The sequence below is a fragment of the Sulfurimonas sp. genome (assembly GCF_014859695.1).
GTDB lineage: Bacteria > Campylobacterota > Campylobacteria > Campylobacterales > Sulfurimonadaceae > Sulfurimonas.
In genome coordinates this window covers 1-26579 of sequence record NZ_JACUTS010000025.1, presented here as the reverse complement: position 1 = coordinate 26579, position 26579 = coordinate 1, and the positions used below count along the sequence as shown (strand labels likewise).

Genomic DNA, 26579 nt, shown 5'->3' with positions numbered 1-26579 from the left:
ATTTTTAAATCCTAAACTTTAGGTCTCTTTGTTTGTGGAGGGGAATTATAGGGAAGTTATGCTTATTTATTTCTTAATCTGGGAGAGAGTTTGTGGGGGAATTTTACTTGGAGGTTTTAAAAGAAGAATTGTCTTTAATTTTCCTCTATCCAACCGCCGCCGATTAATTTTTTGCCATCATAAAAAACTGCCGCCTGTCCGGTTGCTACACCAAATACACTCTCTTTTAAAGTTACGTATGCTTTGTTCTTTTTTACTTCAACATGACAAGGAACGGCTTTAGTTCTATATCTCAACTTAACAGTAGTATCAAACTTTTTTTCATCGGTATAAAGATTCAAATTATTCAGAACCACGCTGTGGCAAGCCAACTCTTCTTTTTTTCCTACAATAATTTGGTTTTTTTGTGCATCAATGCCTAATACATAGTGAGGATCATGCGCACCTCTGACCGTAAAACCCTTTCTTTTACCGATTGTGTAGTGCATGTAGCCTCTATGCTCTCCGACCACATTTCCGTCTCTATCAAGCACTTCGCCTACTTTGTCTACTTCAACATAATCTTTAAGCAGGTCGGTATAGGTTGTCTCAACAAAACATATCTCTGAAGATTCGCCTTGAGACGCAAACGATTCTAACCCTTCTATTGATGCGGCTAGCTTTTTTATATCACTCTTTTTTTTATCTCCAAGCGGAAACAGTAATCTTGGTAAAATAGTTTTGTCTACATAAAAGAGAAAATAGCTTTGATCCTTTGTCTCATCATCGGCTTCATAAAAATATTTTCCGTCTGTTTTTATATAGTGTCCCGTAGCTATATAGTCTGCACCGATTTTATCCGCAAACCTCACCATCTCGCCAAATTTTAGACTTCTGTTGCACAACGCGCATGGGTTTGGTGTTTTTCCCTCAGCATAGGTGTCTATAAAAGGTTGAAAAACCTCTCTGTTAAAGGTGTCTTGTAAATCAAGTACATGTAGTTTTATGCCGACAAAATCCGCAGCTTTTTGCGCTCTTGCTTGATTGATCTCATGATAGCCGGGTTTAGAGTGAAGCTTCATATAGAGTCCCTCAACTTCATACCCCTGCTCTTTTAGAAACAGTGTAGAAATAGTAGAATCCACACCCCCACTCATACCGACAAGAACTTTTTTACCCATATTTTCTTTTTTCATAATTACTTTAACTTTTTTTCAATATTTTTATCTTTAGAGAACTCTTCTAATATTTTGCAATACTGCGTATCTTCAAGTTTATGCTCTTTAAGAAATTTAATCTGTTGCAATATAGATACTTCTAATTCATCCACCACGTGTTGCAAGTCATCTGTAAGTCTAATCTGTTTAAAATCTTCACTGCTTATCATATCGTTATTGAGTAATTTTTTTTCTATAAAATCAAGAAGCGGCTTATAATACTCCACGCCTACAACAAAAATCTTTACGCCTGTGATTTTTTTGGTTTGTATAAGAGTCAACGCTTCAAATAGCTCATCAAGGGTTCCATACCCGCCGGGAAAAATCACATAACCGATAGAGTACTTGACCAGCATCACTTTTCTTGAGAAAAAATAGTCAAAATTTAGATCCGTTGTCGTATACTTATTTGGAATTTGTTCAAAAGGAAGATCTATATTAAGACCGATAGATTCAACATCTTTGTGTTCATATGCCCCTCTGTTAGCAGCTTCCATCACCCCAGGTCCACCACCCGTCATGATATTGAAGCCTCTTTGGGCAAGCATAGAAGATAACTCTTGTGCTTTTTTGTAATATTTGTTTTCGCTATTAACTTTAGAGCTTCCAAACATGGTAACCGTCGGTCCAAGTTCTCCGAGCTCATCAAAGCCTTTTACAAAGTCGGCAATAATCTTAAAAACACTCCAAACATCTGCTGATTTAATCTCTTTTATATACTTTTTTGTTAAATCATCTTTTTTTTTACGCATATAAACTACTTTCTATTTTTCTATGATCTTAACTGGTTCAATCTCTCTCTTTTTGTTCCGATTGTAGTGATTTGAACCCCAAAATTTCCATCGACTATAACGACTTCGCCCTCAGCAATTACATGATCATCCACCAGTATCTCAAGCGGGTCATTTGCAAGTTGATTTAACTCTATCACAGAGCCTATATCCATATTTAATACATCTTTTAAGAGCATCTTCTTCTTTCCGATTCTAACCTTTACCGGGAGTTTTACATCCATAATAAGGGATATATTGTTCATCTCTTCACTATTTAATGAAACGGATGGCATTGTATCTCCAGAGCTGTTTGAGTCTGATTTTTGTTCACTGTTTGAAGATTTCCCTGTTTTAAATATCGCATTTTGCAAATTTTCATCCATTATAAACATAAAAAGAGATTTGAGACTTTCTATACTAAAATTGTATACAAACATTTTACTGTAGTTCTCTAAGGAGACTTCCTTGTTCTCTCCGATATAGTCAATTTTTTCAATATAAAAAGATAATACAGGAAGCTCTTTTTGAGCTGAGAGCGTATTTGATATTGCGCCAAATATATTTGAGACTATCTCTTTTACCGCATCTAGATCATCTTCGCCCACATCCTCTCTCTCGCTTGCCTCTTCGCCCATCATCATATCGGATAATGATGTGACAAGATTTGGTGTTAACGCGACCATTACGGAAGCATCGATGTCACCGCTAACGCTTATGTTTAAAAGTACAATAGGAGGTATGATGTTGGATATAATGCTTAACTCTTGCTCCTCTTTGAGTTCAAGTGATGGAGCCTGACCTATCAGTGCCTCTATTGTTGCTACCGTTTCATCTTCAAACAGCTTCATAAAATTACTCATCTTCTATCCCTCTTTTACTTTTTTTATCATACTCATAATCATCTTCATTTTTATCTTCATCAGCATTAAATATAATATCTTTTACACCAGATATTTTTTCCCGTCTAATTGTTTCAAAATTCTCTAGAGCACGCTTAACTGCATCTTTTTCTGTATCAATTATCTCTGTGATTTGAATAGATTTTCTAAATCTCCTCAAACCTATTTTTCCGCGAAATCTATCTTTACCGTCTACACACAATGTAACTATATCATTAGCAGCATTGTTTAGCCTTAGTATATCTCCGTTTTGCAGATCCAAAATATCTCGAAGCGAAAGCTCCGCATCTCCTAGCATTGCCTCAAGACCTACTTTTGCACCACCAAGAAGCACATGCAGCTCTGTATTTCTACTCTTTTTTGTGCTTGTTTCATTAAGCATCAAATCTCTGCTGGCAAGTTTTGGCAAAACAGGCTCTAGCGCAATAACAGGATAGCAGATGTTCATCATACCCGAACTCTGCCCTATAATAATCTCCATAACAACCATGACGACAATTTCGTTTTGAGCAACAATCTGCACAACGTTAGGGCTTGACTCTTTGGACTCAATATTTGGAAATATATCCATAACAGGTCCCCAAGCCTCTTTTAGAGTTGCCATCATAACTCTTAAAATAGTCTCAAATAGGCTAAGCTCAATATCGGAAAATTCACGGCTTGCATCAAACGGTTCGCCTTTTCCGCCCAAAAGACGATCAAGCATAGGAAAAGCAATGGAAGGGTTTATCTCGATAACTCCACTTCCCTCCAAAGGCTTCATAGAAAAAACGTTAAAACTTGTAGGATTTGGCAGTGACATTAAAAATTCGCCATACGTCATCTGGTCAACTGAGTGAAGTTGTATCTCAACGATTGAGCGCATAATAGAAGAGATTTGAGAAGCTAATGATCTAGCCATCTTGTCATGGATACCGCGAAATGCACGAAGTTGCTCTTTTGAGACCCTGTTTGGTCTTTTAAAATCATAAAGAGTTACCTGTCTTTGAGATATTAAAGAGTCTTCATCTCCCTCAAGTATATCATCTCCCTCATCATCAACAACATCTAAAAGCGCATCTATCTCTTCTTGTGAAAGTATGTCTGCCATCTTAAGCTCCTACACTCTCTTTAATTTTATGGATAACCGACTTATGGATTTGAGAAATTCTAGACTCTGTAATATCCAAAATCTCGCTGATCTCTTTTAAATTTAGCTCTTCAAAATAGTAAAACTGTATAACCATCTGCTCTCTTTGACTATAGCGACTAAGAACAGTTTTTATATTCTCTATAAGCTCTTCTTTTTCTATATTGGCAATAGATGAGCCCTCATCTCCGACTTGCAACTGATCTTCAAGAGGCATAACAGTATAGATTGTTGATGCTATTCTTGCTTCATGTATCTTCTCTACACTCTCATCTAAAATCTCAGCCAACTCCCCGTCACTCGGTTCTTCATTGTGCAACACTCTATACTCTTCTATTGCATAATCTATCGCTTTTACAAGTTTTCTGCTGGCACGGCTAAGTATGTCAAGACTTCTTAGATAATCAAGCATAGCACCGTACACTCTCTTCTTGGCATACCCCCAAAAGGAGTCATTTAAACCCTCATCATACCTTCTTGCCAGTTTTATAAGCTCTTCCGTGCCTATAGCCGAGAGATCCATGCAGTCAATAGAGCTTGGAAGCCTCTCTTTTAGCCTAAAAGCCATTGCTTTAACTGCAGGCAGATACTGAATTGCAAGCTCATCTTCTTTATGTTTTAAATCTTGCGTGTATGCCGAAATCATGAACTCTTCCTGTTCTCTTGGCTGTTTACGCTAATTGCTATATCTGTAATTTTAATGGCTGAGTCTATAATTTTTTCTCTCTTGTTTATCTCATTGGCAAAAATATCAAGTCTTTTTTCGTGCGACTCTTTTGGAAAAAAGTATAACTTTCCAACGGATGTTTTGTAGTACAGTGAGACTATTATATGGGAAAATAGATAAAAAAATGTAGTTATTAAAAATGTATATACTAAAAGACCTTCCGCATCAAATGACTTTAATACACCAAATACTATTCCCATAAAAAAACCCTGAATAGTAAAAAAGTATATAAAGTTCTCACCCAACATATAAAAAGCCTCTAGTTTAATTTAAAAATGTTTTACTAATCGCTTGAAAAGCCCGGATAACCCGCTTTCACTAGGCATAACAAGCACATCTCGTTCCAAATTTTTACTGATTGCGTTAGCAATTAAAAGAATATCTTTATGAACTGCCGAACCCGCATGCACTGCGCTAAAAAGAGCCCTCTGCTTTACACAAGAGGAGACTTTAGTATCGCTATTGATTTTTCCCAACAACTTTATGTTTAGTTTCCCCCCTATATTTGCCGATGCGACTTTTTTAATCTTCTCATATACCGCAACTGCCTCTCTCTCGCTCTTTACTTGGTTCATGATGAGATTTATATCATCTCTAAAAGTTGCTATTGTTTTTATGGTCGCATACGCATCTGTTATTGCAGCCGGGTCGGGAACGGTGACAACTATAACGTCATCTGCGACATCCAAGAACATTCTTATATGCTCTCCTATTCCGGCTCCCGTATCAATTATCATAACATCGAGTTTATCCAAGACTTCAGCCTCGCTCATAAATCTCTCAAAAAGAGCTTTATCGGAGTATTTCAAAATCTCATCGCCGCTCTCTCCTGGGATAAGTATAAGATTTCTGGTAATAGGGATTAAAATATCCGAAACGGTTGCTTCGCCTTTGAGTACATGTAGGATATTTTTCTTAATTTTAACATTAAACATAACATCCAAATTTGCAAGACCTATATCTGCATCGAAAATACCGACATTTAAGCCGTTTTGAGAAAGAACATAGGCAAGGTTTGAGCTGATTGTACTTTTTCCGACTCCGCCTTTTCCGCTTGTAACTGCAATAAAGCGTGTTTTTTTAGACTTCTTAGCAGACGACGAAGAGATAAGCTCTTCTAACTTTTGAGCCTGATGTCCTATCATGCCTTGCTCCTGTTAAAGCCGTTTAACAAACACTCTACTAGAAAATCACTGCTTGCGCAGACTAAATCTTCAGGCACTTCCTGTCCAACAGAGAAGTAGCTTATAGGTTTTTTTGTCTCATAGGCGAGAGAAAATATATTGCCAAAACCTCTTGTTTCATCTAACTTTGTAAACATCAAAGTGTCAACTTTTAGCGTTGAAAAATTGTCATAAGTAGCTTTTAAATCCTCGTACTTTATAGAACTTGGCATTACTAAAACTACATTGATGTTATATTTGACATCGTTTCCATCAAGACACTCATAGATTTTCTCTATTTTTGTTCTGTCATAAGGACTTGAGCCCATTGTGTCTATAAGGATATAGTCGCAATATCTTAGTGAATCGAGCGCACTTGCAAAATCTATAGGATCAACAACGGTTTCAATTCCTAACTTCATCATTCTAGCGTACTGCATAAGCTGCTCAACCGCACCTATGCGGTAAGTATCAAGCACAACCAACCCTACTTTATACTTCTTTTGCATGAGATAGGAGTATCTTGCCGCCAATTTTGCTACCGATGTAGTTTTACCGACACCCGTAGGACCGACGAGCATAATGACTTTTTTATTTCCTATAGAAGGGGTGCTCTCTAGTCTGATTGGCACCATTTTTCTAAGAACAGTCTGAAAATATCTTTTTACGGTTGCCGAACTCTCTCTCATTCTAAAGGGCATATGCTCAAGCGTCATTCTCATAATAGCGTCAAGATGATCCCGATTCATGCCGCTTTGAGAAGCCAGACGGTAAATCTCTGCAAACTCAGATGGGATATGGCTCTCAAGGTTGGGAGCTTTTTCATCCCAAAACATATTTTGAATAACCTTGACCTTATCGCCGAGTTTTACAATTTCAGACTTTATCTCTTTGAGCTCTTTAGGTTCAAACAGCATCTGAGATCTACTCTCTTGGTGTTCATGGAGAGGCTCTTTTACATCCGCAATCTTGGATATCTGCCTTGCTGCGTAGGAGATGTCATACAAAACATCTGCACTCTTTTGAGTAAGAGGTCTCTCATCTTTTTGTGAAGATTTTGTTTTTTGGTATGTGGCATGCGCCGCAGAGTCACTCTCGATTCCCATAATTATCTCATAAATAGGCTCTCTGCCCAATGATTTTTTCTGAATCTCTTTAGTATCTATATGAAGCATTTGACTATAGTTAACATCCATCTTCGCTTTTTTCAATGCTTCTGAGGGTGTTCTTCCGGTAAAAGTTAAAATCTTCATCTCTGTATATCCATCAATGGTATTAATACGCTCTCTCGCTCAAACCACTTGGCATGCGGTATTTGAAGTTTTTGCGTCTTCACTACTCTGTTGTCAAAAAAAATTATATCCAAATCTAATGTCCTTGGAGCATTTGCGAAACTTCTTTTGCGCGCAAATTTTTTCTCTAATCTCATTAAATAATCCAAAAAAGACTTAGGTTGCATACTGGTTTTAAGCATCATAACCGCATTAAAAAAATCATCTTGATTAGTAAAACCAAAAGGAGGATTTTTCAAAATCAGCGATGTCTTCAAAAGGCTTACCTGTCTATCTTTTTTGAGATAATTATACAGATGAACCAATCTTCTTTTGACATCACCGATATTTCCGCCCAATCCTACGGTAGCAATATAGCGGTGCGAGTTATTTGGACTATTTTTGTAGCTGTCGCGTAAATTTTTAAAGGTCTGCAACTCCTTGCTTATTTTACGCTTTATATACATAAAATCAGTTTTCCTGAGCAGCCTGAGACTGTTATTTTTGCATCTCTTGAACTGCTTTTATCTCGTTCATAATCTGTATCATTCCAACCATTGCAAGGTGATATCCAAAAGGACCGAATCCTACAACAGACGATGTACAAACAGCAGCAACCATATTTTGTTTTCTAAACTCTTCACGGCGATGAATATTGCTAATATGAACCTCAATAGTAGGAAGACTTACAGCCGAAATAGCGTCACGAATCGCTATAGATGTGTGAGTATATGCCGCAGGATTAATAATTATACCGTCTGCATCTCCATAACACTCTTGAATTTTATCTACAATCTCACCCTCTAAATTGCTTTGAAAAAACTCTATCTCTAACCCGCTTTGGCTTGCAAAATCTTTCATCTGAGCATGTATCTGCTCTAATTTCATTGACCCATAAACCTGCTGCTCTCTAACACCCAACATATTTAAGTTTGGTCCTTGAATCACTACTATCTTCATCTTCTGCCTTTTTGTTTAATAATTACGCTTTTTAAGGAGTTATTCTATCTAAATTAAGCATAATCTATTTTAAATTTAGCCAAAAAGATAAAATATGCAGATAATAACTCCGGATTATATATTAACGCCTGACACTCTGCTCTTGGGCATGTCGGTAGCATTTGATACAACCATTAAAAAGATAGCTCCGCTTGAAGAGCTAAAAAAAGAGTTTAGAGATGCAGATGTAATAAAGCTTAAAAAAAACTCTCTTTTGATGCCGGGACTTATCAATGCACATGTACATGTAGAGTTTAGCGCGAACAAAACAAAACTCTCTTATGGAGACTTTGTTCCTTGGCTATACAGCGTCATTGAAAACCGTGATGAGCTCATAAACGGTTGTGACGATGCCTGCATGGCAAAGGCAATCAACTCCATGCTGGAGGCTGGAATCACTACTTTTGGCGCAATAAGTTCACATGGAATGGATTTAAATGTTTGTGCAAATGCAGCTCAAAATGTTGTTTTTTTCAATGAACTCATCGGCTCGCAAGCAACGATGGCAGACGCTCTTTTTGGAGATTTTCTAGCACGCCTTGATGCTTCAAAGAGCGTTAAAAGAGAGGGATTTTACCCTGCAGTTGCCATACATTCGCCCTACTCCGTGCATCCGATTTTAATCAAAAAAGCACTTCAAATCGTAAAAAATGAGAAGCTTAAACTCAGCGCTCACTTCATGGAGAGCTCCGCTGAGAGAGAGTGGCTTGACAAAAACGAAGGAGATTTTAAAGATTTTTTTGAAAATTTGTTAAAACAGAAGAGTTCCGTTAGCAGTTCAAGTGAATTTTTGGAATATTTTAATGGATATGAAACGCTCTTAACACATGTTGTAAAAGCAAACGAAGAGGAGTTTCAAACCCTCTCTTCAAACAGACATACAGTTATACACTGCCCGATTTCAAACAGACTTCTTGGCAACGGTGCGCTTGATCTGCAAAAACTACAAAAACATAACATCAGATGGATATGCGCAACGGACGGACTCAGTTCAAACTATAAACTTGACCTCTTTGAGGAGATGAAATGTGCCCTTTTTATGCACTCAAATATGCCTCTTTTAGAGCTGGCAAAAAATCTTATAAAGAGCGTAACAAAAGACGCGGCAGATGCTCTTGGAATAAATAGCGGCGAGATAGCAGAGGGCAAAAATGCCGACATGATAGTACTCGATTTAGATAGCGAACCTAGCGATGAGTTGGCTATCCATTTAATACTTCATAGATATAATATCTCAAAAGTTTACATTAACGGAAAGTTAGAAAAAGGTATATGATGCAGTTTATTAAAAAATTATTTTCTCCGGTTTTAGCCACAATGAAATTTATCCAAGAGCATTTCAAAGCTATGCTCTTTTTGCTTCTACTTTTTTGGATATTTGCACCGCAAAGCAAAGAGGACTTAAAGCCGCACAATCTTGAGCAGATATATCTTGTAGGTCCTGTTATGGAGGTTTCAGAAATCGTAAATCAGATAGATGAAGCAGCTTCTAACAAGTTCGTAAAGGGCATTTTGCTTAATGTTGACTCGCCGGGCGGAGCAGTTGCACCATCTATCGAAGTTGCCTATGCCATAAAAAGAGCAAAAGAGAAAAAACCGGTTATTGTTTATGCCAGCGGAACAATAGCGAGCGGAAGCTACTATGCAAGCATCTGGGCAAATGAGATAGTCGCAAACCCGGGCTCAATGGTCGGAAGCATAGGTGTTATTATGCAAGGGGCTGACGTTAGTGAGCTCATGGACAAAGTAGGCATAAAATCACAGAGTATACAAGCCGGAAAATATAAAAAGGTGGGTGCATCCGATAGACAGTGGACAGATTATGAGATAAATGAGTTGAACAAAGTCATACAGGGAACTTATGACCTCTTTACTGCCGATGTGGCAAATGCCAGAGGTCTAGATATTAAAAAAAGAGACACATTTGCAAATGCGCACATCTTTACGTCCAAACAAGCCAAAGATGTGGGTTTAATTGATAGTATCGGTGTCGAATATGACGCTAAAAACAGGCTGGCACTGCTAAGCGGAGTAAGCGATCCGCTCTGGAACAAAGAGGATAGATTTGACAAGCTTATGAAAAAACTCTCAGCGCAAACGGCAGTCACTCTACACACATATTTTCCGCCTCTAATCATGAAATAAAAATACTATTTTGCTCTCTCTAAAGAGAGTAAAAACTCTTTTCTCCACACTCCTCCCGTGTATCCACCGATGCTTCCATTTGATGCTATAGCGCGGTGACATGGTATGATAATCGAGATTGGATTTTTGCCGTTGGCATTTGCAACCGCTCTTGTGGCTTTTGGATTGCCAAATATTTTAGCCTCTTGTGCGTATGAGATTGTTTTGCCGTAGGGTATCTTGAGAAGTGTATTCCAAACACCCTTTTGAAACTCTGTTGCGCTTAGAGAGAGCGGCAAGCTAAATTCTTTTCTCTTCCCTGCAAAGTACTCGCCAATTTCCTCTTCTAGCCTAAGTAAAAGAGGATGTGAAGCGTTGGTAGTTTGATATGTTTTGCCCTCTTGTAAAAAGTCAAATGAGACAATTGCGCTCTGGCTTGAGATTGCAATCATTTGACCTATTGGTGTATAGATTATACGGCTATATTGAGCTATTTTCATACAGAGTTTTATTTCTCTTTTATTTGGGTTTTTTTCTAAACATATGATATTTTTCTCTCTCTAAAAGATCCTCTACATATGCAGGTTCTGCTTTTTTTACGCTCTTCCAGATGCCAGAGGGAAGTCTTACTTGAAGCTTTTTCTTCTCTTTTAGTTTTATGATTTTTTTAACGGAGAGTATTTTAGAAACGGGAGAAAAATCGACATCGGTCAAATCTATGTCGTTTTTATAAAATAGCGTCTGCTTACTAAAGCTTCCCCATCCCGGAATTCCATCCTCAGTATATGGAACCTCATAATCATTTTCAAAGTTTACCATTATTTTGTAGTGACTGTTGTCAAAGAGTTGAGACACCTTACCCGAACCAAACACTAGCCCATAAACGGCGTCTCCAACTTTGACGTTGTCAAAATATGCCATAACTACTCCTACCATTAAATCTCATATGATTTGAACAAAGTCCAAATCATATTCAGTCACTAAAGCTTTGCCTTGTGGCAAGAAAGAGTCATTTTGACTCCTCTTTTGTTTGTACAGAAAGTATATCATAGTACGATTACAAAAAAATTACAGACCTTAAATCATAACCTTAACGACAGTTGGCATATTGTCAAAAATTCTTTTTACTCTATCTTGCCAAAGCTCGCCAAACTCTTTAATCTCTGCCTCATTTGCCATGCCGCCCATCATTTTTTGCATAAGCTGTTGCATTTTCGGACTTCCTCCGACTAATGAAGGATCATAATAGACCTCTACGCTTTTGCCGTTATCCACTCTTGTAAATCTTACAGCTGAACTAATCTTTGCATCAAAATGCATCAAAGAGTGACGTGCAAATTTACCACCTAAACCTTTAAAGCCACTCTTGTCAGTAGCTCCTGTTATTTGAGAGATGACATTGCTTATAACGCCTGCCACACCATCTTCAAGCGACTCTTTAAACTCAACTTTTATCTCGCCTCTTACCGCCGGTCCATTTGGATAGAGAGCTTTTAGCCCCGCATATGCTGTTATGTAAGCACCCGCTACAGTAGGACAACTATGACCTGACGCTTTGACAATCTCAAGATAGTTAAACTCATAGATGCCCTTTTCAAATGCACCTAAAATATTAGCCAACGGATCGACAACTTTAATTGTATCTATAGTATCAAAAAACTCTGGATATTTCATATAAACCCCTATGTATCTCTTTTTTCAAGCACTTTTGCGCTCACTGCTACACTATCACTCATTAAATCAAAAACTTCATCAACCTCTAAAGAAGCAATGTCAATAACTTTGGCATCTTTAGAAATCTGAACAAAACCTTTTTTGCTTTTTAACTTTGGATTGTTCGATTCTAGCATTTTTTGCATTGTTGTCACTTGATTTTGAGCAATATTGATTCTGCTATCTATGACATGAGGAAATCTTATCTTAATGGATTCAATCTCTTTGGAGAAGCTCTGCATTTTAAACGAAATAGTTTGATTATAGGAGGTTTGTAACTGTTTTACATCCTCGATTTTTTGGCTTATCTTCTTCTCGATTGAGTGCCCTGAATATAAGTTTATCAAATGTGTCAACTCCTGTTTAGCATTGTAAATCTTCTGTTTAAGCAGTTGAATATATTGCAACTCAACAGAGTCTATATATTGATACAGCTCATTGGTATCAGGCAGTATCATCTCCATAGCCGCACTTGGAGTAGGTGCCCTTAAATCTGCCACAAAATCGCTTATTACCCAGTCTATCTCATGCCCGACAGCAGAGACTACAGCTGTTTTTGCCTTAAAAATTGCATCTGCTACACTCTCTTCGTTAAATGCCCACAGATCCTCCATGCTTCCGCCGCCTCGTCCAACCACGATAATATCATACCCTTTGGTATCGGCTAAACAAAGAGCCTTAAGTATAGCAGGAGCTGCATTTTCACCCTGAACCAAAACATCATAGATATCTATCTCTAAAACTCTATATCTGTTTTGTGCAACTCTGAGCATATCCTGCAGAGCAGCCCCCGTTGCAGAGGTGATGAGAGCAATTTTTTTTGGAAATTTTGGGAGAGTTTTTTTTCTTTCGGCATCGAAGTAGCCCTGCGAAGCGAGTTTGTTTTTCAGCTGTTCATACGCCAGAGCCAAAGCCCCATGACCTGAGGGCTGAATGCTAAAGCAGTTTATCTGGTACTCTCCGCGCGGTTTGTAAAGCGTAATGGCTCCATCAAGGATAACCTTTAACCCCTCTTGAAGTTCAAACTTCAACTTTGAGGCATTTCCCTTAAACATAACCGCTTTTATTGATGATGATGCATCTTTTAGCGTGAAGTAGATATGTCCGCTGTTGTGAATTGTTACGCGGGAGAGTTCACCCTCTACCAATACTCTGGAGAAGGTGCTCTCTAAAACTGCTTTAATCTGCTCGTTTAAAGAAGAGACACTTAGTGTTTGCAAACTCTGCTGCCTATTTTTTTCTTGCAATTAAAAGTGTTGAGATATCCATCGAAAAACTCTTTGTATAGACGATCTCAAAACCTGCTTCAATAAGCTCTTTTTGCATATTTTCAACCGTTGAGAAATCGCCTATTGAATTTGGAAGATACTCATACGCTTCTAGATTTTTGGAGATAAAACCGCCCACTTTTGGCAGGATTTTATTCATATAAAAATCTCTTATTTTTCCAAGAAGCGAAGGGTTTTCATTTTTCATAAACTCTAAAATAACTACAAGCCCGCCATCTTTTAAAACCCTGTTAAACTCTTTAAGTGCTGCTTCTCTCTCAACAACATTTCTTATACCGTATGTAATGCTTAAAATATCGGCACTCTCATCATCAAGCGGAATCTCTGTAGCTTTTGCTATATGGTAGTTAAATTTAGGAAACTTCTCTCTTGCCACATTTACCATCCCATTAGATGGGTCTACTCCGAGTATCTCGCCAATCGCTATACCGTTTACCTCTGATCTTTTTTTCCAAAAATCCATCATGTCGCCGGTTCCGCAAGCAACGTCGACAATCTTATCGATAGACTCTTTTGCATAAAAGCCGTAAGCCAAATCACATGCCTTTCGTCTCCAGCTCTTATCGACTCCCATGCTCATAACACGGTTAGCCGTGTCGTATGTAGATGCGATATTGTCAAACATCGATACGATTTTTTCCTGCTTTTCCATTCTACTTGTCTCCCCCGTTATCTGCTTGCTTAATCCACATAATTATATCTTGCTCATCTTTTTGTATATTTAAAATTTCCAACTTCTCGCTAATGCTTGTAAAATTGTTATTTCCGCCAATAGAGGGCGATAGAAAACAGAGATAACTGTTTGTCACTTCCCTTGAGAGTTCAAACATTTTTTCTCCGCCCTCAATCATAATATTTTTATAGTTTTTTAAAAGTGAAAAATTGTCGCTTATTATCACTTTTCTGTCCTTAACACTGAAGAGCGGGATTGTTTTGTCAAACTCTCTGCTCTTTGAGTATATCAAAATATCGGGAGCTCTGCCCTCAACCAATCTGGCATCAAGTGTGGGTCTATCTACTCTAACGGTGTTGCCTCCGATGACCAGCAGATCACAAACATCTCTCATGGCATGAACCAAAGCCCTTGATTTAGCAGAACTGATAATACCGCCATCAGTCGTGCCGTTTAATCTCTGCGCCCATTTAAAAAAGACAAAATTCTCTTTTCTCCATAGATTAAAAGGCTCCAAAAGCGCGCCGCACTCTTTTGCTAAAACAGCTCTCTCTACATCAATACCCGCGCTTGCTACAATCTCTGCTCCGCCTGAAGCTTCTATATTGGAATCAATTGAACCTATAAAAAGCTTTTTTATGCCAAGTTTAGAGATAAGAGATGCACATGATGGAGTTTTTCCGACATGTGAGCATGGCTCAAGAGTTGTAAAAAGAGTCGTGCCCCCAAAGCAGTTGTCGTGGTTTTGCAAAAGATATGTATGGATTTGGTATGATTCATGAAGGTCTAAAATTTTTGAATCGTTTGTTAGTCTGAAATATGCCGATTTTAACGCTTCGACTTCAGCATGAGGCGCACCTGCATATTTGTGAGCTTCGATTGCTAAAATTGCACCCTCTTGAGATACAATAGTGCAGCCGACTGCAGGATTTGGGTATGTTAAACCCTGATACTTCCATGCCTCATCTAAGGCCAACTTCATGTAAAACTGTGTGTCTATTACCATTCAAAGTAGGTTTTCGCTTTTGAAATTTCAGAAAAATCAACTGTAACCTCTTCACCATCAACATCTAAGAAAATCTTTGAACCCTCAACTTTAAGCAGAGTTCCTTTGAGCTTCTCTTTTGATTTTAATGAAATAGCAACTTTTTCTCCTACGCAGAGTCCAAATTGTTTGATTGTTGTAACTTTTCTCTCAATTCCCGGACTACCGACTTCAAGTCTATAATCCCCTGAAACAGGCGGTGCAACATCTAGAAGAGGTGAAATTAGATGCGTTAAGTTAACACAATCATCTAAAGAGACATTTTTTCTTTTATTATTTTCTATCTCGTTTGAGATAACACTGATTCTGTAGATCGAATCCTCGCCATCATTGACAATAGAGATGTCATAGAGTTCCAATCCTACCGATTTTACAAACGATTCTATATCTTTTTCTAAACTCATAAATGCACTCGCCTACTCTTTAGCAATTTTTTTAAATAACTCTTCAATATTTTGAACTTTTTTCAACTGTTCATCAAACTCAAATGTAAGGCTAGGAGAGCGAAACCAGCCCTGCTCTTTCATACAAAATGTCTCGATAATAGGTCTTGCATTTTTTAATAATTTTAAAAAATCGCTCTTCTCCTGCACACTGAAAGAGGCAGGATCTATATAGACTTTTGCATCACTTCTTCCTCGCGAACACTTTATATCTATAATATTAAGCTCATGCAGCCTCTTGTCGTTCAAAGAACCAATAGCTTCGGGAATCAGTTCAAGAAGAAGCGACTCAGTTCTCTTTAATTTTATTTGGGCTTCGGTCATAATCTAAACTCCAATCTTAAAAAACTTGTTTTTTATAGCTTTTAGGTATGCTAGCCAATGGCATACTCCATGGCAAGGGGGTTGTAGGGACATTGTGTCCCTGCCATTATAATGGATTTTATTCATTATAATGCCTTCTATAATGATACTTTTTGCTCAATTTTTTTGAATGTCTCAATTACGTCTCCGACTATAACATCATCATAACCCTTAATCATAACACCACACTCATAACCGTTGCCTATCTCTTCGACATCATCTTTGAAACGCTTAAGAGATGTAAGTTCGCCCTCATGTATAACAACTCCATCGCGTATAACACGAACAAGTCCTCCGCGAATAAGTTTACCATCAACAACAACACATCCTGCAACCATACCTTTAGGCGCTTTAAATGTATCTCTAACCTCTGCTTGACCGGTATTTATCTCCGAGAACTTAGGCGCCATCATGCCGGTTAACATACCCGTCATATCATCAAGAAGCTGGTAGATAATCGAGTATGTTTTAATATCTACATTTTTCTGTTTAGCAAGTGCTTTAACACTTCCCGTCGGACGAACATTAAATCCAAGCAATACACAGTTTTCACTGTTTGCAACAAGCTCAACGTCATTTTCAGTAATTCCGCCGACGCCTGATGAGATAATATTTATTTTAACTTCCTCATTTCTAAGCTCGTTTAGTGAACTTCTAATCGCTTCTAATGAACCGTGAACATCTGTTTTAAGAACAACTTTAAGAGACTTCAATCTTCCCTCGGCAATCATACTTGTCATATCTTCTAAAGTAGATTTAGTACTATGAGAAAGCTCTTTATTTCTATCATATTCGTGACGTTTTTGAGCATACTCTCTTGCCTCTTTGTCACTATCCATAGCCATCATAACTTCACCCGAAGATGGAACTTCATTCAACCCGACAACTACTGCCGTATGACTTGGCTTTAACTCTTTAATCTGTTTTTTATTTTCATCTATCAGAGCTTTAACACGCCCATATGAGCTACCGCAAACAACGTAATCGCCGACTCTGAGCGTTCCGTTTTGCACAATTACCGTTGCAACCGGTCCACGCCCTTTTTCAAGTGATGACTCAACAACAGCAGCTTTTGCCATAGCATTTTCATTTGCTTTTAGCTCTAAAACTTCAGCAGTTAGAAGGATGTTTTCAAGGAGTTCATCTATTCCCATTCCTGATTTTGCAGATACTGGAACAAACTCTATATCTCCGCCCCAATCAACAGGGCTAAGACCGCGCTCTGCCATCTGACCTTTTACCATGTCTGGGTTTGCACTCTCTTTGTCCATCTTGTTAAGTGCGACTATCACAGGTACGCCGGACTCTTTAGCCAGTTTTATAACCTCTTGGGTTTGAGGTTTAACACCATCATCAGCTGCTACAACTATTACGATAATGTCCGTAACATCAGTACCTCTTTGACGCATTTGAGAAAACGCCGCGTGACCTGGAGTATCTATAAAAGTTATGGCCTCTCCATTTTGCTCAATCGTATATGCACCGATATGCTGCGTGATACCACCTGCCTCATCTTCTGTGACTTTTGCTTTTCTAATTGCATCTAAAAGTGAAGTTTTACCGTGGTCAACATGCCCCATGATTGTAATTACAGGAGGTCTCTTTGTACTGTTTTCATCAGAATCTTGCGCCATATCTTCTTCGTAGTTAAAAGCATCTTTTGGATCTACAATAGTTACTTCAACGCCGAACTCTTCAGATAAAATCTCAATCTCGTCACTTCCTAAAAAGTCATTTTTAGTCATCATCAAACCAAGATTAAAGAGAACTTTTATAACATCAGAAATTGTATGATTAATCTTTTCTGCAAATTCATAAACACGGATATCTTCAGGTATTTCAACATGTGTTACTATTAAATCTTCCGGCTTATCTTTTGCATATTTTTTTCTCTTATCACGAGAAACTTTTCTGCCCCTAGGAGCGGCTTTTTTATTTGCATTTCTTCCAATAGGTTTTGGAGGCTTAGGTTTTCTAGGCTCTTCTACAATTTCGCGTCTCTCTGTAGCATTTAAATCAAGCAGAACAACCTGATCGTCCATATCCATAGAAACTTCACTTAGTGAACCGCCAAAAATATCAATTTTTATACCCTGTTCCTGTTTTTTAGCTCCGGCAGCTTGTTTTATTTTTTTCTTTTTTGCCAGCTCTTCTAAAACATCTGCACTCATTTTGCCATATGTAGATACTGTATTTTTTTGTCTTGAGGTTTGAGCAAATGCCTCTGTTTCTTCAATCTCTTGAGGCAGTTTTCTCTTTTTAACGATTGTAAGACCTGATTTTTTAATCTGCATCTTCTTAGGCTCTTCTGCAGCTATAGGGCTTTGAGATTCTTTTTGAGTCTTATCGCTAGCTTCTATTTCTAAGTTTTCCTCTTTTGTCTCTGCTTTTTTCTGAGTAGTCTCATCTTTTTTTGCAGTAACTTCTTTTTTAGCGCTTTCACCCTGCTTGGCATCAGGTTTTTTATCTTCAGATTTTGGAGTTTCTTCCTGAGGAGTTTCTTCTTTTTTTTGAGTATCACCGGTTGTTTTAACAGCTGTATCAGTTTCTAGTTTTGGTGCTTCTGCATGCTCGCCGCTCATAATATAGTTCATTAAACTTTCTGCTTCTTGCATGGTAACCGAGCTATTTGCCGACTTTACGTCAAGACCCATATCTGAGGCCTTTTTAACAACATCTTTTGAAGTTATCCCTAGCTCTTTTGCAACTTCATGTACTCTAACTTTTTCTGTCATCAGTGATGATCTCCTTTAGTGTTTTGGCAAGTTTGTCTCTATCACCGCTCTTGCATTGCCGCATAAGCGCTTTTAATACTTTCTTGTTATCTTCAAGACAAATTTTGCATATATAAAAACTTCTGCCGCTCCCTCTAAAAAGACTAAGTTGTGAATCTATGCACTGAAGTCTTATAAGATTAGTCTGTGCATCTCTTTGCCTACAAGAGATACACATCCTAAGAGGTTGGGTAAATTTTTTCGCCATTATATCCAAAAGTTCCTTGATTTAGTAAGAAGATATAAACTAACCTATTTTTCTACAATAAGTCCATCATTATCAAAATCCAGTATCTTTACAACAAATTCCGGAAATTTTTGACTCAGCTTGTTTGCAATCGCAACGGAATCTTCATCGTATACCATCGAAAAAAATGTTGAGCCGCTACCCGAGAGAGTACTCATTAACGCACCGCTCTCATAGGCTATTTTTTGGACACCAAAGAGTTCCGGTAAAGTTTTCATTCTTGCTTTTTGATGAAACCTATCCTGAGAAGCAAGCTTTAAAATCTCCCAATCCTCATTAAAAAAAGCGGCAACGCTAAGCGCCGTATGGGAGAGATTATAGATAGCGTTCTCTTTAGAGTATGATTTTGGAAGTAGCATTCTTGCTCTTGCGGTATTCATCTGTTTATTTGGAATGACCACAACCGCTTTTATGTAGTCCGGGAGATGCTTTTTTTGCGAAAAGACCTTTCCCTTCTCCACGGTCGCAGCATTAAAACCACCCATAACCGCCGGAGTAATATTGTCCGGATGAGACTCATAAACTAAAGCATGATTGAGTATTCTTCTTTTTGAGACGTTTATTCCCGCTGCTTCATGCGCGCTTGCAATCGCACTCACAATTACTGCCGAAGAGCTGCCAAGGCCTCTTGACATAGGTATCTGATTGTAAAACGTAAATTTAAAGCTTTGACGCTTTTTGGTAAGTCTGTTGTAGTGTTCATTGAAGATACTTACAAACAGGTTGTTGCCTTTTAACTTAGGATTGTTTTCACCCTCGCCTTTTATACTGACACTAAAAAATTTTGATGGATGAAACTCAACCACGTTTCGCAAATTGACTGCTAAACCCAAAGAGTCAAATCCAGGTCCGAGGTTCGCACTTGTTGCCGGTACACTTACTGTCACTTTTTTCCTATCCAACTGCCCCTATAGCGTAAAGAGGGGACGCAGCTGTACTAAACTCGTTATACTCAAGCACATTTGGAAGCATAAAATTCGCCTCCGGTGCCGTTTCTAATTTTTGAGTTTTTATTTCTGATGAAATTTTAACAAAATATAGCTTTCCAATCGCTTTGATTGGTTGGTTTTTATTAAAATAAAATGCATCTGTTGCAAAAAGAGGTATATTTTTTAGTACACTCATAGATTTTAAAAAAATATATGCAATTTTTATAGCCATAAAACTGCCGGGTCCATTTGCATAATAGAGTCCTTTTATGTTGTACTCTATCGATAAATTTTTAAAAATAGTAGGCAAAACTTCAGAGCTTTTTTCATCGCTTTGAACTGTTCTAATCAGTTTTGCATCTTCATATATTCCAATTTGAATAGGAGAGCACAGAGTTATAAAAACTAAATCAACGCTCTTATGCATACGCTTTTTCTAACTCCAGCGTTTTTTCGCCCACAAGCTCAATGACTTCATAGTTTTGCGCATCTTTTAAAAGCTCAAGTGTCAATTTATGATTAAGGTCATGACTGCCTGCCATTGCCTCATAGTTGCCTACAAAGTTCATGCCGATTAGTGCCATATCGCCGATTGCATCAAGTATTTTATGTCTTACAAACTCATCAGGGAACCTAAGCCCCTCAGGATTTAGAACCTTTTTCTCATCCAGTACGACAGCATTTTCTAAAGAACCGCCAAGAGCAAGACCTTTTGAACGTAGATACTGAACCTCATGCAAAAAACCAAATGTTCTAGCGCGCGAAATCTCATCCTTGTAGTTCTGCTTGGTAAAGTTTAAAATATACTCCTGCTTCTGAATTACCGGATGAGGGAATTTAATGGTAAAACCGTATTTCAAATCGGGCGAAGGAGAGAGCTTGACATACTTATCCCCCTCTTGAACTATTACCTCTTTTTTGATTCTCATCACTTTTTTAGGAACATCTAGCTGAACTATGCCGGCTTCATCCAAAAGCATACAAAAACTTGCACTGCTTCCGTCCATAACCGGAATCTCGTCGGCATCTACAATAATTCTTAGATTATCAATTCCATAAGCGTAGACGGCAGAGAGCATATGCTCTATTGTAGAGATAACATAGCCGTCTTTTCCGATGACAGTAGCCATTTTCGTATCAACAACATTATCAGGGATAAGAGGAATTGCTACATCCACATCACTTCGATAAAATATCAAACCGCTGTTTGACTCCAAAGGCTCAAGTCTCAATTTAACCGCAGAACCCTTATGAAGACCTATTCCGACAAGTTCAACACTCTTTTTTATAGTTGTTTGGTACATCTCATGTTCCTATCTCTTACTTTAGTACAAATTGTACACTAAATTTACTTTTTTACTGATGTTACGCACTAAAACGAACACGTCCGTTTTAGTGGCAGAGACTAAAGTCCCTACAACCCCCTTGTCATGGAGTATGCCATTGGTTAGCATACCTAGAAGCTACGAAAAACAAGTTTTTCGAGAACTATAGGGTCAGTTACTTCTTATCTATAATGCTCTTCGCGTTATTAATAACGTCATTTATATTTAATTTTATCCATGTATCATCCATCCACTCTGCAGGACGAACCTCTATTCCTTGGATTAAAATGCCAAAATGGAGATGATCTCCCATTGCATAACCGCTTTTTCCGGTATTTGCTATGTGTGAATTGCTTTTTACTTTATCATCCATGTTGACATTAACGCTTGAGCAGTGTCCATAAAGCGTATAAAGCCCTAATCCATGAGAGATTATAGGCATATTGCCGTAAAGTCCGTTATATCCTGTAAAAACCACATCGCCGCCGTTTTGCGGCTTAATCTCCGCCATAGCATTACTAGCAAGATCAAGACCCAAATGGTATGACTCACTGATTTTTTCCCCGTTGTAAGAGTAGAGTCTATGATCTCCAAAATGAGCAACCACGGCACCATTTTTAAGAGGATACATCTTGTTCATTCTAAAATCATCAATCATCTCACTTGAAACTTTTGACGTTATCTCATGAATGAGCTCTTCATTTTTAACTCTTATATCTTCGTTTATGATTTTAAACTGCTCTATAGAGTCAGTAATACCTTGTGTCTGGACAAACTCTTGGGCAAGTTCGGCGATTTTTCCTTTTAAAAAACTCTCGCTTATCTTTATATTTGAAACTCTGTAGGTCGCGTCTTTTAAAAAGAGGGGAACATTGACTCGTGAGATGTTATCAGCTTTGTCTTTTGCGATTATGGTAGCTTTAAATGTCGATTCTGTAACAGGCCATGCTAAAAGTGAGATATAGTATCCCTCTTTATAAAAAGGCTGTGCTTTAAATTTTTTATCAAAATTTGTCTGAATATAGAGCTCTTTTAGGTTTTCATCTTCAGCTTTGAAAACTACAAGTGCTGCGCCCCCTTTTTTTATCTTATAGGAGTTTGCGATTGTGCCTAAAACAGGTCTTTTTTTATCAATTTTGAGCTTAAATTCACTTATAGCAATGTTTCCTTTTAAAAAATTCCACTTGCTTGAATCCTCTGCTTCAACAACTATTTTAATCTCATCTTCGCTCATTGCGTAAGCACTTTTTGGAGGCTCAACACTAACATTCAGAGACTGTTTTGGAGTTAAAAACTGTTCATGATAAAGAAGCGTCTCTTCTGATTTTGTAACAAGCGTCACTCTATACGATTTTAGACCGCTACTGTCATCCATTTTTATCTCAAGCGGGTTTTTAAGATTCCAGTACCCACTGTTTTTCATTGAAATTACAGGAACTTCTCTCTCAAACATCTCCGAATTGTATACATATAGACCAACACCTACGACTACCGCCAAAATACCTAGCAGCAGTGCTGAAGATCCTTTTTCTTTTCTTCTTCTCAAGCTATAACTCCTTTTTTATTAAATCTAATATTTTAATTTTTACTTCATCTAAAGAGAGCTTCTCATAAGTCTCAAAACCTGCTCTGCTCACATGTCCGCCGCCGCCAAAAAGAGCGGCAATTTTGCCGACATCTACAGACGAGTTGGAGCGAAGCGAACACTTTATCTTTAAATTACCCTGCTCTCTAAGCAACAAAGCAACTTCAACATGTGGAAGATACAAAGACTCTTCAAGCGGTAATTCGCAATCCTGCGCAACTGCACCGCTCGCTCTCATCTCCTCGTTGCGCACACAAAAGAGTGCAACCCTTGCATCCTGTTCTAGCGTCATGTTTTTAAACATGAGAGACTTCAATCTAAGAGCAGCCAGTGAGACGCTTTTTATAACTTTTTTGTTGCAAAGTTGAAAGTCTGCACCCAATTCTATCAATTCACAAACTGCAGCAAATGTCGTACCATCGACACTTTGGGACAAAAAAGCATCTGAATCGTCTAGTATTCCTGCATATATAGAAGTTGCCATTTTTTTGTTTATCCTGGCGTTGTTTGCTTTAAAAAAGTCATATAAAATTGCCGTTGTACTTATGAACGCAGGTTGTACAAAATTTAAATCGCCGAAATTTGTGTTAGTAGCATGGTGGTCAATGTTGATCAACTCACACTCTACCCGTACACCTAAGCGTTCTTTGGAGGCACAATCAAGCGAAATTACCAAATCTGCAGAGTTAGGAAACACAGACTTAATTGTTTCAAACCACGGCAAAAAAGATAACTTTTGGTTTAACACAAGAGTCTCACAAAACCAAGATACTTTTTTATGATTTTGAAGCAAGAAAGTGTACATGGCACTCGCGCTCCCAAGAGAGTCCGCATCAGGATTCACATGTGAGATAAGAACAATATGCTCGGCTTTTTGAATTTTTTCTAAAATTTCATTCAATTTATATATCTTTTTGAGAATTGTATACTACTTCTTATTCATTTTGTAAACATAGGCAAGCACTTCTGCTACAGCCGCGAAGAGCTCACTCGGTATAGGTCTGTCTAAATCAACCTGCGCATACAAACTTCTTGCCAAAGGAGGATTTTGAACAATATGAACACTGTTTTCTCTGGCTATTTTTTTAATCTGCAACGCTATATTGTCCATCCCTTTTGCCACGACTATTGGCGCATGCGACTTCTGCTCGTCGTACTTGATGGCAACTGCATAGTGTGTCGGGTTTGTTATAACGACATCAGCATGAGGAACCTCGGACATCATTCTCTTTCTTGATGCCTGCATCTGAATCTGGCGGATTTTTGCTTTTATGAGCGGATCTCCATCCATGTTTTTCATCTCATCCTTAATCTCTTGTTTGCTCATTTTAAGTCCGTCAAAGTACTGCTTTCTCACAATTATTATGTCAATAATCGCAAATACAAAAATAATAAAAAGCATCACAAATGCGATAACTATAGCCTTGTCTCTAAGCCATATCATCTGGTCGCCCAACCCAAAGAGTGCGACGGTAGGAAGTTCTGTTATAAAAAGGAAGAAAAAAACAAAACCGATGCCCAGGGTCGTAAAAGATTTAAATGTTATCTTGATGCCTTCAATGATTTTTTTCATTGAAAAAAGATTTTTTGTCCCCTTTATTGGGTCTATTTTTTTAAAATCAGGAGTAATTGCTTTTGTAGTAAATAAGAACCCAAACTGAGCAATAGCCGCTACTACACCCGCAATAGCAACCGAAATCGTAAGAGGCATAACAATAAGGAGAAACTCTTTTATGGTCACAATAGCGATATCTACCATTAAAGCTCTATCAAGAGGCATGCCTAGAAGTGAAAAGTAGTATTTGGAGAGAGCAAGCATATGCGCGCTCATATATGGAAAAAGAAGCAAAAAAGCGAGTATTGCAATAAAAAGAGTCATAACCCCCGACGCATCTTGCGACTTTGGAACATTCCCCTCTTTTCTGGCGTCTTCTATCTTCTTGGAAGTGGGTTCTTCGGTTTTTTCCTGATCATCAGCCATGAATTAATTTTTTAATCCATTTTCATTGATAAATCGATCCAGTTTGCTTGGTGGATAAGCGAACCGCTGCTGATTGCATCAACACCTGTTTTGGCGTAAGACTCTATGGTTTGCAGAGATATATTTCCGCTGGCTTCAAGCAGTACATGTGCAAAGTTTTCATCTCTGTATTTTACAACCTCGCAAATCTCCTCAGGCGTCATGTTGTCACACATAACAATGTCGGCACCAGCTTCAAAAGCCTCTTTTGCCATCTCAAAACTCTCTGCTTCTACCTCTATTTTTGCAGTAAAAGGGATTTTGTTTCTTGCTTTTTTTATATATATTTTCAAATCATCAATAGTTTTTAGGTGCGTGTCTTTAATCATCAGAGAATCATCAAGTCCCATTCTATGATTTACCGCTCCGCCGCAGCGAGTTGCATACTTTTCAAAAACTCTCAGAAGCGGCCTTGTTTTTCTGGTGTCTAAAAGCTTAACTCCGTAAGGCTGGAGTATATCTGCATACTTCTTAGTCAAAGTTGCGATTGAACTTGCATGTAGCAGCATGTTTAAAAAAGTTCTCTCAATCTTTAAGAGCACATGTGAAGTTCCGCTAATATTTGCCAAAATATCGCCCCTAGAGAAGCTCTCGCCGTCATGAACATTCCAGCTGATTTCAAAATCTTCAAGTTTAGCCAAAATGTTTATGTACTCCTCCCCTGCCGCAATACCGTCACTTTTGGCAATGATTCTTGCAGTTGCGCTTATACTAGGCTCAACCAGAGCATAGAGATCTCCGCGACCTACATCCTGCTCCAATGAAGCTTTTACAAACTCCTCCATCATAGTGCCAACATTCTCTCTAAGGCGATTTTCGCCCATTTTTGCGTCTCTTCATCTACAAGTATCTCATTGAGCGGAGCACCCTCGTCAATCGATTTTAGTATGTCGTACAAATCCTGCAGAGTTGTCTCATTCATGGTCGGACACTCAGGCTTTGTAGATGAGAGGACATAAGTGTTTTTTTTGCGTAAACGGTTGACTAGGTTAAACTCGGTTCCAACCGCTACTTTTTGCTCCTCCGGCAACTCTTTAATGTACTTTATAATCTGCGAAGTCGAACCTACAAAATCGGCTGCATTGCAGATTGCAGGATCACACTCAGGATGAACGACTATCAAAATACCGGGATATTTTTTACGGTAAAAGTTGATATCATCTACGCTAAAGAGCTGATGAACCGAACAAAAACCGTTAAAACAGATGATGTCTGCTTCAGCGAGGTTTGTCCCGTCTCCGATTACGCAAGATTTTAACCCCATCTGATTTGCGATATTTTGCCCCAAGCATCTATCCGGCACAAAAAGTATCTTCTTACCCTCTTCAAGCGCATTTGTTATAATTTTTTTCGCATTTGAACTTGTACAGACCATGCCACCCATCTTTGCGACTTTGGCTTTTACCTCGGCATTGGAATTTATATAGGTTATAGGCAATATATTTTCATTTTTAATTCCCGCTTCATTAAGCGCTTTTACCGATACATCAAACTGCATGCCATCAATCATCGTAGCCATAGCGCAACATGCTGCTTTTGGCATAACAACTCTCTTGTTTGGCGATAAAACTTTTACGCTCTGCCCCATAAATCCGACACCGCAAAATACGACATAATCCGATTTATCCTCTTTTGTTTTTATAGCAAGTTCCAGAGAGTCCCCAGTGATATCACCCATCTCAAAAACTTCATCTCTTTGGTAGAAGTGCGCAACAACCGTTACGCTTAGCTTCTTTTTATACTCATTTATCTTCTCTCTTAGCTCTTCATTTGTAAGTTTCAAAAAAAATCCTCATCATTTTATAGTGGCGCTATTATAGCAAAAATATTATTTGGCATATAAATTTATATGCTTGTAATCATAGATAAAGTAAAATGGTGTAAATTTTTAC

The 26579-nt window shown here is 38.1% G+C and carries 29 protein-coding genes; 2 read left to right on the top strand and 27 right to left on the bottom strand.

What is annotated here, in order from left to right; translation table 11 throughout:
- Positions 1 to 134 precede the first annotated feature (134 nt).
- The 10 genes from mnmA to aroQ form a co-directional block, all read right to left on the bottom strand.
- Positions 135 to 1160: a tRNA 2-thiouridine(34) synthase MnmA gene (gene mnmA, locus IBX42_RS06380; protein ID WP_294930514.1), complete on the bottom strand. Its 1026-nt coding sequence runs from the start codon at positions 1158 to 1160 to the stop codon at positions 135 to 137.
- A gap of 17 nt (positions 1161 to 1177) precedes the next feature.
- Positions 1178 to 1948 carry a TIGR00730 family Rossman fold protein gene (locus IBX42_RS06375; RefSeq protein WP_294930508.1) on the bottom strand — a complete coding sequence of 257 codons (771 nt, stop codon included), beginning with the start codon at positions 1946 to 1948 and terminating at the stop codon, positions 1178 to 1180.
- A 20-nt stretch (positions 1949 to 1968) separates the two neighbouring features.
- The gene (fliY, locus tag IBX42_RS06370; RefSeq protein ID WP_294930505.1) at positions 1969 to 2829 is read right to left on the bottom strand and encodes a flagellar motor switch protein FliY; all 861 of its coding nucleotides are present in this window, start codon (positions 2827 to 2829) and stop codon (positions 1969 to 1971) included.
- A complete protein-coding gene (fliM, locus tag IBX42_RS06365) occupies positions 2822 to 3958 on the bottom strand; it encodes a flagellar motor switch protein FliM (RefSeq protein WP_294930503.1) in 1137 nt (378 codons plus the stop codon). The genes fliY and fliM overlap by 8 nt, the downstream gene beginning before the upstream one ends.
- 1 nt (position 3959) lies before the next feature.
- Positions 3960 to 4643 carry an RNA polymerase sigma factor FliA gene (locus tag IBX42_RS06360; protein WP_294930500.1) on the bottom strand — a complete coding sequence of 228 codons (684 nt, stop codon included), beginning with the start codon at positions 4641 to 4643 and terminating at the stop codon, positions 3960 to 3962.
- Complete coding sequence (locus IBX42_RS06355) at positions 4640 to 4924, bottom strand: hypothetical protein (protein WP_294930497.1); 285 nt, start codon at positions 4922 to 4924, stop codon at positions 4640 to 4642. Before IBX42_RS06355 ends, IBX42_RS06360 begins: the two co-directional genes overlap by 4 nt.
- Positions 4925 to 4993: 69 nt before the next feature.
- Entirely contained in the window at positions 4994 to 5869 is an 876-nt protein-coding gene (locus tag IBX42_RS06350) for a P-loop NTPase (protein ID WP_294930494.1), read from the bottom strand.
- A complete protein-coding gene (gene flhF, locus IBX42_RS06345; protein WP_294930491.1) occupies positions 5866 to 7140 on the bottom strand; it encodes a flagellar biosynthesis protein FlhF in 1275 nt (424 codons plus the stop codon). The genes IBX42_RS06350 and flhF overlap by 4 nt, the downstream gene beginning before the upstream one ends.
- Entirely contained in the window at positions 7137 to 7625 is a 489-nt protein-coding gene (gene folK / locus IBX42_RS06340) for a 2-amino-4-hydroxy-6-hydroxymethyldihydropteridine diphosphokinase (RefSeq protein ID WP_294930488.1), read from the bottom strand. The genes flhF and folK overlap by 4 nt, the downstream gene beginning before the upstream one ends.
- 31 nt (positions 7626 to 7656) lie before the next feature.
- Positions 7657 to 8118 (bottom strand): type II 3-dehydroquinate dehydratase, encoded by a 462-nt coding sequence (aroQ, locus tag IBX42_RS06335; protein WP_294930485.1) that lies wholly within the window; start codon positions 8116 to 8118, stop codon positions 7657 to 7659.
- A 94-nt stretch (positions 8119 to 8212) separates the two neighbouring features.
- On the opposite strand from aroQ, the gene IBX42_RS06330 reads away from it, so the two are divergent.
- The gene (locus IBX42_RS06330) at positions 8213 to 9433 is read left to right on the top strand and encodes a metal-dependent hydrolase (RefSeq protein WP_294930482.1); all 1221 of its coding nucleotides are present in this window, start codon (positions 8213 to 8215) and stop codon (positions 9431 to 9433) included.
- Positions 9433 to 10302, top strand: coding sequence for a signal peptide peptidase SppA (gene sppA, locus IBX42_RS06325; RefSeq protein ID WP_294930479.1), 870 nt, complete (start codon positions 9433 to 9435; stop codon positions 10300 to 10302). Before IBX42_RS06330 ends, sppA begins: the two co-directional genes overlap by 1 nt.
- A 5-nt stretch (positions 10303 to 10307) precedes the next feature.
- On the opposite strand, the gene IBX42_RS06320 is transcribed toward sppA, so the two are convergent.
- From IBX42_RS06320 to nadA, 17 genes are all read right to left on the bottom strand, one after another.
- Positions 10308 to 10781: a methylated-DNA--[protein]-cysteine S-methyltransferase gene (locus IBX42_RS06320; protein ID WP_294930476.1), complete on the bottom strand. Its 474-nt coding sequence runs from the start codon at positions 10779 to 10781 to the stop codon at positions 10308 to 10310.
- A gap of 19 nt (positions 10782 to 10800) precedes the next feature.
- A complete protein-coding gene (locus tag IBX42_RS06315; RefSeq protein WP_294930473.1) occupies positions 10801 to 11202 on the bottom strand; it encodes a hypothetical protein in 402 nt (133 codons plus the stop codon).
- 156 nt (positions 11203 to 11358) lie between these two features.
- Positions 11359 to 11955, bottom strand: coding sequence for an FmdE family protein (locus IBX42_RS06310; RefSeq protein ID WP_294930471.1), 597 nt, complete (start codon positions 11953 to 11955; stop codon positions 11359 to 11361).
- Positions 11956 to 11963: 8 nt separating this feature from the next.
- A complete protein-coding gene (gene xseA / locus IBX42_RS06305) occupies positions 11964 to 13214 on the bottom strand; it encodes an exodeoxyribonuclease VII large subunit (protein ID WP_294930468.1) in 1251 nt (416 codons plus the stop codon).
- Positions 13215 to 13224: 10 nt separating this feature from the next.
- Positions 13225 to 13935 (bottom strand): bifunctional demethylmenaquinone methyltransferase/2-methoxy-6-polyprenyl-1,4-benzoquinol methylase UbiE, encoded by a 711-nt coding sequence (ubiE, locus tag IBX42_RS06300; RefSeq protein ID WP_294930465.1) that lies wholly within the window; start codon positions 13933 to 13935, stop codon positions 13225 to 13227.
- A 1-nt stretch (position 13936) separates the two neighbouring features.
- Positions 13937 to 14938, bottom strand: coding sequence for a bifunctional diaminohydroxyphosphoribosylaminopyrimidine deaminase/5-amino-6-(5-phosphoribosylamino)uracil reductase RibD (gene ribD, locus IBX42_RS06295; protein WP_294930462.1), 1002 nt, complete (start codon positions 14936 to 14938; stop codon positions 13937 to 13939).
- A 17-nt stretch (positions 14939 to 14955) separates the two neighbouring features.
- On the bottom strand, positions 14956 to 15405 hold the full coding sequence (locus IBX42_RS06290; RefSeq protein ID WP_294930459.1) for a ribosome maturation factor: 450 nt from the start codon (positions 15403 to 15405) through the stop codon (positions 14956 to 14958).
- Positions 15406 to 15417: 12 nt separating this feature from the next.
- On the bottom strand, positions 15418 to 15768 hold the full coding sequence (gene rbfA, locus IBX42_RS06285) for a 30S ribosome-binding factor RbfA (RefSeq protein WP_294930456.1): 351 nt from the start codon (positions 15766 to 15768) through the stop codon (positions 15418 to 15420).
- Positions 15769 to 15905: 137 nt separating this feature from the next.
- Positions 15906 to 18542 carry a translation initiation factor IF-2 gene (gene infB, locus IBX42_RS06280; RefSeq protein WP_294930453.1) on the bottom strand — a complete coding sequence of 879 codons (2637 nt, stop codon included), beginning with the start codon at positions 18540 to 18542 and terminating at the stop codon, positions 15906 to 15908.
- Between the two features lie 291 nt (positions 18543 to 18833).
- Positions 18834 to 19715, bottom strand: a complete 882-nt coding sequence (gene thrB / locus IBX42_RS06275) for a homoserine kinase (RefSeq protein ID WP_294930449.1) — start codon at positions 19713 to 19715, stop codon at positions 18834 to 18836.
- Between the two features lie 7 nt (positions 19716 to 19722).
- Positions 19723 to 20184, bottom strand: coding sequence for a hypothetical protein (locus IBX42_RS06270; RefSeq protein ID WP_294930446.1), 462 nt, complete (start codon positions 20182 to 20184; stop codon positions 19723 to 19725).
- Positions 20177 to 21061, bottom strand: coding sequence for a UDP-3-O-acyl-N-acetylglucosamine deacetylase (gene lpxC, locus IBX42_RS06265; protein WP_294930443.1), 885 nt, complete (start codon positions 21059 to 21061; stop codon positions 20177 to 20179). Before lpxC ends, IBX42_RS06270 begins: the two co-directional genes overlap by 8 nt.
- A 196-nt stretch (positions 21062 to 21257) precedes the next feature.
- Entirely contained in the window at positions 21258 to 22628 is a 1371-nt protein-coding gene (locus IBX42_RS06260) for a M23 family metallopeptidase (protein WP_294930440.1), read from the bottom strand.
- 1 nt (position 22629) lies between these two features.
- On the bottom strand, positions 22630 to 23568 hold the full coding sequence (locus IBX42_RS06255; RefSeq protein WP_294930437.1) for a bifunctional oligoribonuclease/PAP phosphatase NrnA: 939 nt from the start codon (positions 23566 to 23568) through the stop codon (positions 22630 to 22632).
- Positions 23569 to 23595: 27 nt separating this feature from the next.
- Positions 23596 to 24648, bottom strand: coding sequence for a flagellar biosynthesis protein FlhB (flhB, locus tag IBX42_RS06250; protein WP_294930434.1), 1053 nt, complete (start codon positions 24646 to 24648; stop codon positions 23596 to 23598).
- An 11-nt stretch (positions 24649 to 24659) separates the two neighbouring features.
- Positions 24660 to 25475: a carboxylating nicotinate-nucleotide diphosphorylase gene (gene nadC, locus IBX42_RS06245; protein WP_294930511.1), complete on the bottom strand. Its 816-nt coding sequence runs from the start codon at positions 25473 to 25475 to the stop codon at positions 24660 to 24662.
- Positions 25472 to 26470: a quinolinate synthase NadA gene (nadA, locus tag IBX42_RS06240; protein WP_294930431.1), complete on the bottom strand. Its 999-nt coding sequence runs from the start codon at positions 26468 to 26470 to the stop codon at positions 25472 to 25474. The genes nadC and nadA overlap by 4 nt, the downstream gene beginning before the upstream one ends.
- Positions 26471 to 26579: the final 109 nt, after the last annotated feature.

Coding starts and splice junctions, on each gene's coding strand:
- IBX42_RS06375 (WP_294930508.1), bottom strand. CDS start 1,948: ATGCGTAAAAAAAAAGATGATTTAACAAAAAAGTATATAAAAGAGATT.
- fliY (WP_294930505.1), bottom strand. CDS start 2,829: ATGAGTAATTTTATGAAGCTGTTTGAAGATGAAACGGTAGCAACAATA.
- IBX42_RS06350 (WP_294930494.1), bottom strand. CDS start 5,869: ATGATAGGACATCAGGCTCAAAAGTTAGAAGAGCTTATCTCTTCGTCG.
- IBX42_RS06270 (WP_294930446.1), bottom strand. CDS start 20,184: ATGCATAAGAGCGTTGATTTAGTTTTTATAACTCTGTGCTCTCCTATT.
- mnmA (WP_294930514.1), bottom strand. CDS start 1,160: ATGGGTAAAAAAGTTCTTGTCGGTATGAGTGGGGGTGTGGATTCTACT.
- sppA (WP_294930479.1), top strand. CDS start 9,433: ATGCAGTTTATTAAAAAATTATTTTCTCCGGTTTTAGCCACAATGAAA.
- aroQ (WP_294930485.1), bottom strand. CDS start 8,118: ATGAAGATAGTAGTGATTCAAGGACCAAACTTAAATATGTTGGGTGTT.
- flhF (WP_294930491.1), bottom strand. CDS start 7,140: ATGAAGATTTTAACTTTTACCGGAAGAACACCCTCAGAAGCATTGAAA.
- IBX42_RS06315 (WP_294930473.1), bottom strand. CDS start 11,202: ATGGCATATTTTGACAACGTCAAAGTTGGAGACGCCGTTTATGGGCTA.
- IBX42_RS06355 (WP_294930497.1), bottom strand. CDS start 4,924: ATGGGAATAGTATTTGGTGTATTAAAGTCATTTGATGCGGAAGGTCTT.
- IBX42_RS06310 (WP_294930471.1), bottom strand. CDS start 11,955: ATGAAATATCCAGAGTTTTTTGATACTATAGATACAATTAAAGTTGTC.
- IBX42_RS06290 (WP_294930459.1), bottom strand. CDS start 15,405: ATGAGTTTAGAAAAAGATATAGAATCGTTTGTAAAATCGGTAGGATTG.
- infB (WP_294930453.1), bottom strand. CDS start 18,542: ATGACAGAAAAAGTTAGAGTACATGAAGTTGCAAAAGAGCTAGGGATA.
- ubiE (WP_294930465.1), bottom strand. CDS start 13,935: ATGGAAAAGCAGGAAAAAATCGTATCGATGTTTGACAATATCGCATCT.
- IBX42_RS06360 (WP_294930500.1), bottom strand. CDS start 4,643: ATGATTTCGGCATACACGCAAGATTTAAAACATAAAGAAGATGAGCTT.
- IBX42_RS06330 (WP_294930482.1), top strand. CDS start 8,213: ATGCAGATAATAACTCCGGATTATATATTAACGCCTGACACTCTGCTC.
- flhB (WP_294930434.1), bottom strand. CDS start 24,648: ATGGCTGATGATCAGGAAAAAACCGAAGAACCCACTTCCAAGAAGATA.
- rbfA (WP_294930456.1), bottom strand. CDS start 15,768: ATGACCGAAGCCCAAATAAAATTAAAGAGAACTGAGTCGCTTCTTCTT.
- fliM (WP_294930503.1), bottom strand. CDS start 3,958: ATGGCAGACATACTTTCACAAGAAGAGATAGATGCGCTTTTAGATGTT.
- nadC (WP_294930511.1), bottom strand. CDS start 25,475: ATGATGGAGGAGTTTGTAAAAGCTTCATTGGAGCAGGATGTAGGTCGC.
- IBX42_RS06320 (WP_294930476.1), bottom strand. CDS start 10,781: ATGAAAATAGCTCAATATAGCCGTATAATCTATACACCAATAGGTCAA.
- lpxC (WP_294930443.1), bottom strand. CDS start 21,061: ATGTACCAAACAACTATAAAAAAGAGTGTTGAACTTGTCGGAATAGGT.
- folK (WP_294930488.1), bottom strand. CDS start 7,625: ATGTATATAAAGCGTAAAATAAGCAAGGAGTTGCAGACCTTTAAAAAT.
- ribD (WP_294930462.1), bottom strand. CDS start 14,938: ATGAAGTTGGCCTTAGATGAGGCATGGAAGTATCAGGGTTTAACATAC.